Here is a 12,186-nt window from a genome sequence, read left to right as displayed (position 1 = left end):
GGAGAGGTGTCCGCGAAGCGGACGGAGAGGGGGCCTTCGTAGGGCGCTCCCCTCTCCGTCTCGGCTTTGCCGAGCCACCTCTCCCCACTTCGTGGGGCGAGGAACCTTGATCCTGGGCCGCCGCGATCCTTCGCGCCCCCCTCTGCCCTGCCGGGCATCTCCCCCACAAGGGGGGAGATTGGCTAATCACTTCCCAAAATGCCCGGCCGCCACATCCACATGCGTGTGATGCGCATGCGCTTCGAAGCGCTCGGTCTCATTGTGATCCGTCGTGTCGTTCGGCCACCATTTGCCGCCGATGACGATGCCGTTGGAGACCAGGCGCTGATCCGCGACCAATGACACTCCGACAGCGTCGACGAAGGTGAAGCGGCCGGGCTGCAACTTCAGCACCGCGACGTCACCTATGCCGCCGACCTTCAGCGTGCCGAGCTCGGGCCGGGCAATCGCCTGCGCGGGGTTCACGGTCGCCGCGCGCAGCACCTCGACCAGCGGCATGCCGAGCGCCATCAGCTTCGACATGCAGACCAGGATGTCGAAGGCCGGGCCGTCGACGCAGTAGAGGTGCACGTCGCTGGAGATGACGTCGGGCGCGAGACCTTCGGCGAGCATCGCCTTCGCCACCTCGAAATCGAACGAACCCATGCCGTGGCCGATGTCGAAGATGACGCCGCGCTCGCGCGCCAGCCGCATGTCCGGCCGCACCGCGCCCGACGCGAAGACCGGCGCGTTGGGGAACGGCCGGAAGCAGTGGGTTAGGATGTCGCCGCGCCGCAGCCTGGGCAGCACTTCCGAGCGGCCGGGCGGCGGCTCGTCGATATGCGCCATCAGCGGCAGGCCGACCTTATCGGCGGCTTCGAGCGCGAGGTCGACCGGCGCGATGCCGCTCAAGCCGCCGGCATGCTTGCCGGAGCGCACCTTGACGCCGACGACGACATCGGCGTGTTCGCGCACCGCGGCAACCGTCTCGCGCGGCTCGCAAAGCCTGAGGTCGCTGCATTCGCCGACCGACACGGTCTTGGCGAAGCCAAATATGCCGGCGAAGGAGATGTTGACGTAGGCGAGGATGCGGACCTTCGAGCGTTCGATGACGTGGCGGCGAAAGCCGAGGAAATTGCCGGCGCCGGCGCTGCCTGCATCGATGAAGGTGGTGGTGCCGCTCTTGGCGGCGAGCCGGTCGGCATCGACGCCGAGCGAGGTTCCGCCCCAGTAGACATGGCTGTGCAGGTCGACGAGGCCGGGCGTGACGATGCAGTCCCTGGCATCGACGACTTCACCAGCCGACTCCGCATCGATAGCGGCGTCGATCGCGGCGACGCGGCCATCCGCAATGGCGACGTCGCGTTGCGCGTCCAGGCCAGATGCGGGATCGATGACGCGCCCGCCCTTGATCAGGAGATCGAACTGCATCGGTGCTCTCCCCGCCCTGTGTGCTTGTTTCTAACCGCTAAGCACTTTTCCTGGAATTGCTCCAAGCGATCAGACCGGCCGATAGGCGACGGCCTCGACCTCGATCTTGATGTCGATCATCAGGCGCGACTCGACCGTGGTGCGCGCCGGCGGATCCTTGGGGAAATGCTTTGCGTAGACGGTGTTGAAGGTTCCGAAATCGCGCGCGTCCTCCAGCCAGACGGTGGTCTTCACCACATCGTCCATGGTGCAGCCGGCGAGCGCCAGCGCCGCCGTGACGTTCTGCAGCACCTGTTCGGTCTGCTCGGCGATGCCGCCCTTCACCACGAGCCCGTCGCTGCCCACCGGCACCTGGCCGGAGATATAGACGAAATCGCCGGCGCGCACGGCGGGCGAGAGCGGAACATGCGATTTTCCGAAACATTGCTTGGGCAAGTGAGCCTCCTCTTGGCGATCGAGCGGGACCGTTGATATAGCCGTCTACGCTTGTCGGCATGATCCTCATAGAGGCAATGTCGGAAAGCAACATTTTTTCGAAATCCATGTTGCTTTATTACAGAAGCCTGAGCATCCTGCGCTCGACGCCGCGTCCGTTCGGTGCACATGTGAGGGGAGATTCAGCATGACCTTCGACAAGAATCCGTTCCCGGAAGGCGATGCCGACCGCCACGCGCTTTGGGAAATGCTGGTGCGGCGCGACATCGATGCCTTCCTCGGTCAGGACTGGTCGATGGTCGAGGACGATTTCATCGCCGAGAGCTTCTTCGGCATGCATGCGCATTTCCTCGCCAATGCCGACGCCTGGCGGCTGCAGTTCCCGAGGCTGGAGGTCTATCGCGACGAATGGCTGCGGCAGGCCAAGGAAACTGCGGCGACCAAATTCGCCGAACCGCTGCGCGAGGCGCTTTTCCGTGCCACCAACATGCGCGACATCGATGTCGACGGCGACCGCGCGGTGCTGCACAAGAAGTTCGACGGTTCGGTCGCCAAGGCCGATGGCGGCGTCGACCGGCTCAAATGGCAGACGCTCTATTTCTGCCGCAAGGTCGGCGGACGCTGGAAGATCGCCGGTTTCGTCGGTTATATGCCGCATCCATTGGGCAGCTAAATCTGTTGAGATTCAGACCTGAATCTTAACAGATCTAACGCTCACCACCACCTAGGCCCGCAGGGAAATACCTTCAGAAAGCGGCAACCGCTCGTCGGGCGAGCGGTGGTCGAAGACGACGCCCATGGTCTTACCAATTGCCGCCATAACGATCAGCTCGACGAGGTGATCGTCGCTGTCGTCGCAGGCCGGATCGGAACGACGGATGGCATCGAGCATGGCGCGCGTCGAGACTGTGTCGCCGGCGCGGAATTTCGAAAGGGCAAACGTTACAAGATCTTGCACCGTTAACGCGGCAACGGGCACTTCGGCAGCAACGTCCATCGGCCTCCTCCTGCCATGAACCCTGTCCCGGCAAGATGATACCCCAATGGCTGACCGGCGCCACAGAAATGGTGGTCCGACCAGAGTGATTGCCGACAGCCTGCCGCCATTCGCCCCATAAGGACGGGCTGACGCCCGCCCATGGGACGACCTGACCCGCCCATAGGTGTGGAACACCGCCCCAGCCATGCGCGGCCATCCTCGACGCGCCAGACTTCGGTTGATAAGCCCCTTGCGCGCATGGAGGCGTTCTGAGTCGAAATATGACGGTTGCAATCGAGATGGGGCAGACGAGCGCGGGCGCGCCGGCGGCCCTCGACCTTGAGGAGTTGCTGGCGACCCGCCTGCTGGTGCAGGGCAATTCGGGCTCCGGCAAGTCGCATCTGTTGCGCCGGCTGCTCGAACAGAGCGCGCCCTGGGTGCAGCAGACCATCATCGACCCCGAGGGCGATTTCGTCTCGCTGGGTGAACGCTTCGGACATCTGGTCATCGACGCGGAGGAGCATACCGAGCGCGGCCTGCAGGCGGCGGGCGAGCGGGCGCGCATCCACCGTGTCTCGACGGTGCTTAACCTCGAGGGGCTCGATGCCGAAAACCAGATGCGGCGCGCTGCGGCTTTCCTCGGCGGGCTGTTCGAGGTCGCGCGCGACCACTGGTATCCGATGCTTGTGGTGGTCGACGAGGCGCAGCTCTTCGCGCCCGCCGCCGCCGGCGAGGTCTCGGACGAGGCACGCAAGCTGTCGCTCGGCGCCATGACCAATCTGATGTGCCGCGGCCGCAAGCGCGGGCTTGCCGGCATCATCGCCACGCAGCGGCTGGCGAAGCTCGCCAAGAACGTCGCGGCGGAAGCTTCCAACTTCCTGATGGGCCGCACCTTCCTCGACATCGACATGGCGCGCGCGGCCGACCTGCTCGGCATGGAGCGGCGCCAGGCGGAGGCTTTCCGCGACCTGGAGCGCGGGCACTTCATGGCGCTTGGGCCCGCCTTGTCGCGCCGTCCGCTCAGCCTGCGCATCGGCCAGACCGAAACCAGCCCCCGCAACGGCACGCCGCGGCTGATGCCGCTGCCGGAAGCGATGCTGGAGGATGCGCGCTCGATCATCCTCGCGGCGCCGCCGCCGGAGACGGTCAGGCCGCAGCGGCGGCCTTCGCCCGACCTGCTCGACCAACTGATGGCGGCCAAGGCCGCGCCTCTCGACATCCGCCCCGAGCCGGCGGAGCCGCAGCCCAGCGCCGAGGACCTCGCCGAGCGGCGCGAGCGGATGGACCGCATCCTGCGCGCCATCCTGGCCGAGCCGGATGCCGGGTTCCGCGTCATCGGCGTGCTCTACCAGGAATTCGTGGTCCGCTGCCGCATCGAAGGGCTGGCCTCGGTGGTGCCCGATCTTTCGGAATTCCGCCGCATGCTGACGCGGGCGCGTGCCGGCGTCGGCTCCGACATGGCCGAGGACGACGCCTGGCGCGACGTGTCCGTGCGCGCTTCGCTGCTGCCCGAGGACATGCAGGGCGTGTTCATGATGATCGCGCGCGCCGCCAAGGAAGGCTGGCCATGCCCGAGCGATGCGGCGATCGCGCGCGCGTATGGCTCGCATTCGCTGCGCCGCGCGCGCCGGCTGCTCGACTATATCGAGGAACAGGGTCTGATCGTCTGCCAGGTCGACGGCACCGGACGGCGCACCGTAACGCTGGTCGAGCTCGCCTGGGCGACGGCGCCCGGCGACCCGAACGCCGTGGACGCGGAGCAGGGCAGCTCGGCGGCCTGACAGCTGGCGGCAGGGTAACTGCGCGGCTGAGGATCAGGCGCTTCAAGCACGTTCTGTCGATCGATGGCTGGGGATCGCATTCACGGCCGCAATGCGATTGTGCGGGCTCCGCGAAGCGGCGGTGCCCGATGGGTTGAGACGACGACGATCCGATCGCCGGAGCGGGCGAGCAGCCGCTCGAGGATGCGCGCTCCCTGCGTATCGTCGAGGTGCTCGGTCGGCTCGTCGAGCAGCATGAGCGGCTTGGTCGACAGCCAGGCGCGGGCGAGATTGATGCGCTGCACCTCGCCGAGCGAGAACCGGTCCTGCCTGATCCAGGCGTCCAGCCCGCCGGCCTCGCGGATACGACCGTCCATCTCGACGGCTTCCAGCGCCTGCCAGAGTGCCGCGTCCGGGACGTCGCCGGCGAAGAGATTGGCGCGGACGGTGTCTTCGAGGATGACCGCGTCGTGCAGGACGAGCGCTGCTTGCGCCCGACGCTCGCTCGCCGACAGGATGCAGTCGCCGGCGGCAAGGGCATCGTCGCCGATCCAGCCGGCGATCTGCTTGAGCAGGCTGGTCTTGCCCGAGCCGCTTGCCCCGACCAGCATCGTTGGCTGACCCGTTCCGAAAAGCAGGGAGATGGGCGCCCCGATCGCCCGGCCGTCAGGTGCTCGACGCTGCATCGCGCCGTGCCGCAGCAGGCCGGGCTTGATGTCATCCGGCGCGAATTCGCGTCTGTCGGCCGTGGCGCCGCGCGTCCATTGGCCGATCTCGGCGCCGGCGGCGTTGCGGCGAAGCACGGCAACCAGCATGCGCGACGCGCCATTCATGGCTTCGCCCAGCGCCAGCCAGGAGAAGGCGAGCAGCATGGGCAGAAGAAGCTCGCTGCCCTGCCTGCCGGCATGCCATGCGGCCGCCATCACGCTGATGCCGGCAACCGGACCGAAGGCCGCCGCGATCATGTCGAGCAGGGCCTGCAACCGGCGAAGCGCAAGCAGCGCACCATCGGCGCGGGAGAGCGCGGCGAGGGCTTCGGCGCGTTCGCGGCTCCAAGCGCCTTCCGCGTTCAGCGGGATGGCTGACGCCATGGCCGCGCCAAGCCTGCCTGCGCCCCCGCGGCGCAGCGACCTGGTCTCGCCCCATGCCATGGCGCCAGCCTTGGCCACCCGGTTCCCCGCGAACAGGATGGCAAGCAGCAAAAGGGTGATCGGCAGCAGGGACAAAGGCGCCAGCACCGCCGAGCCCGCGATCAGGACGACAAGGCCGCAGCCAAGCGTCAGCGCCGGCAGCCCGGCGCGCAGCCTGGCGTAGTCGAGGTCCTCGACGTCGTCGAGATAGTCGGCGAGGCGCGCATCGTCGCCGAGCTGCCATCCGGCCCGGCGCACGGCCGGCGCCGCCGCCATGGCGGCGAAGAGCTCGACGCGCCGCGCCACCTGATCGGCGAGCGCTGCCTTATGCCCGGTCAGCCGCTCGCCATAGCGTGCCGCGGTACGGCCGACCGCGAACATCCTGATCACGGCCGCCGGGATGTGGAAGTTGAAGGTGAAGGCGGCGGCGGACAGGCCGGCGATCGCCACCGATCCGAGCAGCCAGGCCGAAACGCCGCCGAGCAATATGGCGCAGGCCAGGGCGGCGAAGGCAAAGCCCGTCGCCAGCCGCCACGACGTCCGGCTCGATGACTGATATGCAGCGCTCATGCCGCCACCTCGACGGTATCGTCACGGGTGAGATCGACCAGAATGTCCGCCGCAGCGGCAAGGTCCCGGTCATGCGTCGCCACAATGACCAGCCGCGTGCCTGAAATCTCGAGCAGCATGCGCCGCACCGCCTCGGCCATCTCGCGGTCGAGCTTGGCCGTCGGCTCGTCGGCCAGCACGGTTCGTCCACAAAGCTGCGCGCGGGCGACCGCGATGCGCAGCCGCTGGCCGCCCGAAAGATTGGCGCCGCCTCTGTCCAGCCTGGCATCGAGGCCACCGGGAAGCAGCGCGTCGTCGAGCAGCCCGATCGCGCGGGCGGCATCCTCCAGCCGGATCCGGTCCGGCGCGCCGGCATTCCACGAAATGGCCCCGGCCAGCGTTCCTTCGGGCACATAGGCGTCCGTTGAAACCCAGGCGATCTCCTTGGCGGCCAATAGATGGGCGCCCGGTTCGAGGCCGGCGAGGCGGCGCAGCAAGGTCGATTTCCCTGACCCGCTGGGACCGACGACGGCGACGAGGCCGTGCGCCGGCAGCGTCAGGCGCAACCGGTCGAGCAACGGCAAGGACTTCGCTGCGACCGGCTCGGCGTCGAGCAGCCGGTCCAATGCCGCGGCCGCCGCCAGTCCTTCGGCCTTGGCATGGTACTGCTCGGAGAAGCGCCGGAACGGCGCGAAATATTCCGGCGCGATCATCAGGATGAACAGGCTCTGCCAGAGTTCGAGATTGGAGAAGCCGGGGATCGTCGCGAGCTTCAGGTGCCCGAGACCGAGAAAGACGGCCAGGATCGCGATCGAGAGCGAGGCGAAGAAATCGATGATGCCGGCATTGGCGAAAGCGATCCGCAGTACGCCCATCGTGTTGCCCGCATAGGCTTCGAGGCGTTGGGCGAGCTTTGCCTCTTCGCTGGCCATCGCATGATTGGCAAGGATCGTGGGCAAGGTGCGGATACGGTCGGCGAACTGGCCGGCCAGCCGGCCGAAGGCGCGTTCCTGGGCGTCGGCGCGCCGGCGGATGGCGTCGCCTATCAGCGCGAAGAACACGATCATCACCGGCGTCAGGCAGATGACCAGCAGGGCCGCCTGCCATGAGACGAGGAAAAGTGTTGCCACCGCAAGCAGCGGCCCGGCCGCCATCATTGCGCTTGCCGCGCGGTGGCCGACGACAAGGGCGGCGATGGCTTCGGGGTGGCGCTGCATCGACATGATGACGCCGCCAACCGAAAGCGACTGCAGCTGACGCGCCGGCATCTCGTCCAGCCGCTTGCCCGCCAGCTCGCGCAGGCCGATCGACACGGCAGTCTCCCCAGAGGCCTGCGCCCGGTCGGCGACAAACCCGGCGAGGCAGGCTGCCACGAGAAGGGCAATCGTGACCGGGACCAGCCAGGAGGCAACGGGCTGCCCCATGACGAGCCGGCCCACCGCCATGGCCGCCATGGCGGCGAAGCCAAGTCGTAGCGCGGTGCGGGCGATCTGGAGGGCGAGCAGCCGGCGCAAACCTGGCTTTGCCAGTTGTCGGGCCGCGGCGAGCGCGTGGAAATGCCCCACTATCGAGGCGGCTGGATCACGGGCTGGCACGGAAACGGCGGGCGGTCTCATGGCCGGGTTTTTCTCACATGCGGGGAGGAAAGGAATTGATCCAGATCAAGTCCCCGATCTTCGATCGGCGCTATGAGGCGATATCCAGAAGGGATGCTCCCATGTCCGACTTTCTTCTCGTCGACCTGTCGCGGCTGCAGTTCGCGCTGACGGCCCTCTACCATTTCCTGTTTGTGCCTTTGACACTCGGCCTCTCCATCCTGATCGCCATGATGGAGACCGTCTATGTGATGACCCGTCGGACCATCTGGCGTGACATGACGAAGTTTTGGGGCGTGCTGTTCGGCATCAACTTCGCCCTCGGCGTTGCCACCGGCATCACCATGGAATTCCAGTTCGGCATGAACTGGGCGTATTACTCGCACTATGTCGGCGACGTGTTCGGGGCGCCGCTCGCCATCGAGGGGCTGATGGCCTTCTTCCTCGAGGCCACTTTCGTCGGGCTGTTCTTCTTCGGCTGGGACCGGCTTTCGCCGCGCGCGCATATGATCGTCACCTGGCTGATGGCGCTCGGCACCAACTTCTCCGCGCTGTGGATCCTGATCGCCAATGGCTGGATGCAGAACCCGGTCGGCTCGGCCTTCAATCCGGACACGATGCGCATGGAAGTCACCGACTTCGTGGCGGTGATCTTCAATCCGGTGGCGCAGGCGAAATTCGTCCACACCGTCTCCGCCGGCTATGTCTGCGCCGCCACTTTCGTGCTCGGCGTATCGGCCTGGTACCTGCTGAGGGGACGCCACGTCCAACTCGCCAAGCGCTCCTTCGCGATCGCATCGGCTTTCGGCGTGGCATCGGCGCTGTCGGTGATCGTGCTCGGCGACGAGAGCGGCTATGCGCTGACCGACAACCAGAAAATGAAGCTCGCGGCCATCGAGGCCATGTGGGAGACCGAGCCGGCGCCGGCGTCGTTCACGGCGTTCGGCATCCCGAGCCAGAGCGATCGCCAAACGCATTTCGCCATCCACATCCCATGGGTGATGGGCATTATCGGCACGCGCTCGTTCGACAAGCAGATCGCCGGCATCGACGAGCTCGTCGCCCATGCGGAAGTCCGCATCCGCAACGGCATGGTCGCTTATGACGCGCTGGAGAAGGTCAAGGCGGACCGCAACGATACCGCCGCCCGCGCCGCCTTCGACGCCAGCTCGAAGGATCTCGGCTACGCGCTGCTGCTCAAGCGCTACCTGCCCGATCCGCGGCAGGCGAGCGAACAGCAGATCAAGGACGCGGCCTGGTCGACGGTGCCTTATGTGCCGCTGCTCTTCTTCGGCTTCCGCCTGATGGTGGCCTGCGGCTTCGCGCTGCTGGCGCTGTTCGCGGTGTCGCTGTGGCACACGACGCGGGAAACCGAAGCGCCGCGCTGGCTGTTCCGCGCCGCGCTCATCGCCATGCCGCTGCCATGGATCGCCATCGAGGTCGGCTGGTTCGTGGCCGAGTTCGGCCGCCAGCCATGGATCATCGACGGCGTGCTGCCGACCTTCCTTGCGACGTCGGACCTCGGCGTCAGCGATCTTCTGCTCACCATCGCCGGCTTCACGCTCGTCTACGGCGTGCTCGCCGTCATCGAGGTCAGGCTGATGCTGGCCGCCATCCGCAAGGGGCCGGAGGTCGCGAAGGTCATCGACGACCTGCGCCCGAACGCCGACCCGGCCATGCAACCGGCAGAATGAAGGATCACGACGATGATCGAATTTCTCTTCGACTATGAAACGCTGCGCGTGATCTGGTGGATATTGCTCGGCGTGCTTCTGATCGGCTTTGCCGCGACCGACGGGTTCGACATGGGCGTCGGCGCGCTGCTGCCTTTCGTCGCCAAGACGGACGCCGAGCGGCGGGTGGCGATCAACACCATCGGCCCGGTCTGGGAAGGCAACCAGGTGTGGTTCATCCTCGGCGGCGGCGCCATCTTCGCCGCATGGCCGGCGCTCTACGCGATCAGCTTCTCCGGCTTCTATCTCGCCATGTTCCTGGTGCTTTTGGCACTGATCATGCGCCCGGTGGCCTTCAAATACCGCTCGAAGCGGCCGGACCCCGCTTGGCGCACGCGCTGGGACTGGGCGTTGTTCGTGGGCGGCGCCGTGCCGGCGCTGATCTTCGGCGTCGCCATCGGCAACACGTTGCAGGGTGTCCCGTTCCACTTCACGCCGGACCTGCGCCCGATCTATGAAGGCAGCCTTTTCGGGCTGCTCAATCCGCTGGCGCTCTATTGCGGCCTGGTTTCGCTCGCCATGCTGGTGACGCATGGCGCGGCCTGGCTGACCTTCAAGGCGGAAGGCAGCGTCGCCGACCGCGCCCGCGCCATCGGCGCGCGCTCGGCAATCGTCACGGCGGCGCTCTTTGCCGGCGGCGGCGGGCTGGTCTCGCTCGGCCTGCTCGGCGGCTACCGCGTGACGTCGCCGATCGTCTGGGATGGGCCGTCCAATCCGCTCCTGAAAACGGTGGTGGTTGACGGCGGCGCCTGGCTGGCGAACTTCCATGCCCACCCGCTGCTCTGGATCGTGCCCGGGCTCGGCGTCGCCGCGCCATTGCTTGCCGCCGCCGGTTTCCAGGCGCGGCTCGAAGGGTGGACCTTTATCGCCTCGAAGCTTGGCGTGGCGATGATCATCGCCACGGTAGGCCTGGCAATGTTCCCGATCCTTTTGCCGTCGAGCAGCAATCCCGGCCATTCGCTCGCGGTCTTCGACGCCTCGTCGAGCCGCGCCACGCTGCGCAACATGCTGATCGCCACGGCGATCTTCATGCCGCTGGTCCTTGCCTATACGGCCTGGGTCTACAGCGTGCTGTGGGGCAAGGTCGGCGAGAAGAGCATCGAAAAAGCGGGCTCGTCGGCCTACTGATCCAAAAGGAGTTTCTGACCATGTGGTATTTTTCCTGGATCCTCGGCCTCGGACTGGCCGCATCCGTCGGCATCCTCAACGCGCTCTGGTATGAGCTGCGCACCGTCCGTGAAGAACCCGTCAAGGACACCGTCGCCTTGCCCACACCCTGAGCGAGCGCAGCGGAGGAGCGATCATGACGGGCGAAAGGTCGGAACCGCTGCGCAGCCCGGCGGATATGAGGCGGGCGCATGTGCAGAAACTTGCGCTCTGCCACATACTCGAAGGCATCGCCGACGATTTGCCGTCGCGCGTCGACCGGCTCCAGTGTCTCGCCGTGGCGGCCGACCTCTTGCCGCTATTGCGTGAATGCCACCGCTTTGAGGAAGAGGTCGTCTTCCCGGTCTTTGCGCGGCGAACCGGCGAGGAAGATACCGTCGAGCGGCTGAAGCTCGAGCATCTCGAAGACGAAAGCGCCGCGGCCGATCTCAGCGAGGCACTGCTGGTCCACGGCCACGGGCGGCCGATCGAGAATCCCGAGGCGTTCGGCTATATGTTGCGCGCCTTTTTCGAATCGATGCGCCGCCATATCGCCTTCGAACGCGACCATGTGCTGCCCGAGGTGCTCGGCGATCCGTAAAGGGATGCTGTGGGTCAGTCTCCGGCCCGCGCGGCCAAGCGTGACATGTCGTCGATGATGACGTGGCGGTTGTTCTCGACGCGGATAATCTTCTCGCCGCGCAGCCGGGTTATCTGCCGGCTCACCGTCTCGACGGTGAGCCCGAGGAAATCCGCGATCTCCGCCCGCGACAGCGGCAGGTCGAAAGCCGCGCCACGGCCTTCCGGGCTGACCGCGGGATCGATGTTGCGCGCGATCATCAAGAGAAAGCTCGCGATCTTCTCGGCGGCCGTCTTGCGGCCGAGCGCCACCATCCAGTCGCGCGCCTGATCGAGCTCGCGCAATTTCTGCTCGAGCAGGCGATGCTCGAGGTTAGGCTGTTCCTTCATCATGCGCTCCAGCGTCTGGCGCGGGAACGAGCACAGTTCGACATCGGTCGCGGCCTCGGCGGTGAGCGTGCTTTCGCTCTGGAAGGGCCTGCCGAGGAAATCGGGAGCAAATTGCAGGCCGACGATCTGCTGGCGGCCGTCGGAAAGCGTCTTGGTCAGCTTCACGACACCTGAAAGCACGTTCGAGAAACGCTCGACGCTCCTGGAATCGCCCACCAGTTCCTTGCCGGCCTCGGCCTTGTGCCGCTTCGTCGATTTGGCGAGCGCAGCGAGCTGCTCGGAATTGAGCGCTCCGCATATGCCGCGGTGCCGCGCCTCGCATGAAGCGCAGAGCACTGGGACGCCCGTCGTGTGAATATCCTCGCGCACGATGGAACACCTATAATATTCCCGGCCGGCAGCGGCAACGCAGGGTTGGGCGCGATAGCGTCGCAGTTCACACCCTGAGGGCGGCTGGAATCCCCCTCCAGTCGACTACCG

General features: G+C 66.5%; 12 protein-coding genes. 6 read left to right on the top strand and 6 right to left on the bottom strand.

What is annotated here, in order from left to right; translation table 11 throughout:
- Positions 1 to 186: 186 nt before the first annotated feature.
- Both WDX12_RS03835 and WDX12_RS03830 read right to left on the bottom strand, forming a co-directional pair.
- On the bottom strand, positions 187 to 1,410 hold the full coding sequence (locus WDX12_RS03835) for an amidohydrolase/deacetylase family metallohydrolase (RefSeq protein WP_434723985.1): 1,224 nt from the start codon (positions 1,408 to 1,410) through the stop codon (positions 187 to 189).
- A gap of 69 nt (positions 1,411 to 1,479) precedes the next feature.
- Complete coding sequence (locus WDX12_RS03830) at positions 1,480 to 1,845, bottom strand: RidA family protein (protein WP_320296845.1); 366 nt, start codon at positions 1,843 to 1,845, stop codon at positions 1,480 to 1,482.
- A 187-nt stretch (positions 1,846 to 2,032) separates the two neighbouring features.
- On the opposite strand from WDX12_RS03830, the gene WDX12_RS03825 reads away from it, so the two are divergent.
- Entirely contained in the window at positions 2,033 to 2,518 is a 486-nt protein-coding gene (locus WDX12_RS03825; protein WP_434723984.1) for a hypothetical protein, read from the top strand.
- Positions 2,519 to 2,569: 51 nt separating this feature from the next.
- On the opposite strand, the gene WDX12_RS03820 is transcribed toward WDX12_RS03825, so the two are convergent.
- A complete protein-coding gene (locus tag WDX12_RS03820) occupies positions 2,570 to 2,842 on the bottom strand; it encodes a hypothetical protein (protein WP_434723983.1) in 273 nt (90 codons plus the stop codon).
- Positions 2,843 to 3,105: 263 nt separating this feature from the next.
- On the opposite strand from WDX12_RS03820, the gene WDX12_RS03815 reads away from it, so the two are divergent.
- The gene (locus WDX12_RS03815; protein WP_434723982.1) at positions 3,106 to 4,605 is read left to right on the top strand and encodes a helicase HerA domain-containing protein; all 1,500 of its coding nucleotides are present in this window, start codon (positions 3,106 to 3,108) and stop codon (positions 4,603 to 4,605) included.
- Positions 4,606 to 4,685: 80 nt separating this feature from the next.
- Here the strand turns inward: WDX12_RS03815 and WDX12_RS03810 are convergent, their stop codons facing one another.
- Positions 4,686 to 6,284 (bottom strand): ATP-binding cassette domain-containing protein, encoded by a 1,599-nt coding sequence (locus tag WDX12_RS03810; RefSeq protein ID WP_434723981.1) that lies wholly within the window; start codon positions 6,282 to 6,284, stop codon positions 4,686 to 4,688.
- On the bottom strand, positions 6,281 to 7,879 hold the full coding sequence (locus tag WDX12_RS03805; protein ID WP_434723980.1) for an ATP-binding cassette domain-containing protein: 1,599 nt from the start codon (positions 7,877 to 7,879) through the stop codon (positions 6,281 to 6,283). The genes WDX12_RS03810 and WDX12_RS03805 overlap by 4 nt, the downstream gene beginning before the upstream one ends.
- A 101-nt stretch (positions 7,880 to 7,980) precedes the next feature.
- Between WDX12_RS03805 and WDX12_RS03800 the strand changes: the two genes are divergently transcribed.
- From WDX12_RS03800 to WDX12_RS03785, 4 genes are read left to right on the top strand one after another with little or no spacing between them, the layout of a single operon-like run.
- The gene (locus WDX12_RS03800; protein WP_434723979.1) at positions 7,981 to 9,552 is read left to right on the top strand and encodes a cytochrome ubiquinol oxidase subunit I; all 1,572 of its coding nucleotides are present in this window, start codon (positions 7,981 to 7,983) and stop codon (positions 9,550 to 9,552) included.
- Positions 9,553 to 9,564: 12 nt separating this feature from the next.
- Positions 9,565 to 10,719 carry a cytochrome d ubiquinol oxidase subunit II gene (gene cydB, locus WDX12_RS03795; RefSeq protein ID WP_434723978.1) on the top strand — a complete coding sequence of 385 codons (1,155 nt, stop codon included), beginning with the start codon at positions 9,565 to 9,567 and terminating at the stop codon, positions 10,717 to 10,719.
- A 20-nt stretch (positions 10,720 to 10,739) separates the two neighbouring features.
- A complete protein-coding gene (gene cydX, locus WDX12_RS03790; RefSeq protein ID WP_320296837.1) occupies positions 10,740 to 10,871 on the top strand; it encodes a cytochrome bd-I oxidase subunit CydX in 132 nt (43 codons plus the stop codon).
- 23 nt (positions 10,872 to 10,894) lie between these two features.
- Positions 10,895 to 11,338 carry a hemerythrin domain-containing protein gene (locus tag WDX12_RS03785; RefSeq protein ID WP_434723977.1) on the top strand — a complete coding sequence of 148 codons (444 nt, stop codon included), beginning with the start codon at positions 10,895 to 10,897 and terminating at the stop codon, positions 11,336 to 11,338.
- A 14-nt stretch (positions 11,339 to 11,352) separates the two neighbouring features.
- On the opposite strand, the gene WDX12_RS03780 is transcribed toward WDX12_RS03785, so the two are convergent.
- Entirely contained in the window at positions 11,353 to 12,075 is a 723-nt protein-coding gene (locus WDX12_RS03780; protein WP_434723976.1) for a Crp/Fnr family transcriptional regulator, read from the bottom strand.
- Between the last annotated feature and the right edge of the window lie 111 nt (positions 12,076 to 12,186).

The sequence above is a fragment of the Mesorhizobium sp. RIZ17 genome (assembly GCF_051127865.1).
GTDB classification, from domain to species: domain Bacteria; phylum Pseudomonadota; class Alphaproteobacteria; order Rhizobiales; family Rhizobiaceae; genus Mesorhizobium; species Mesorhizobium humile.
Note: the sequence above shows the minus strand (reverse complement) of the source record. Positions and strands in the feature narration are given on the sequence as shown.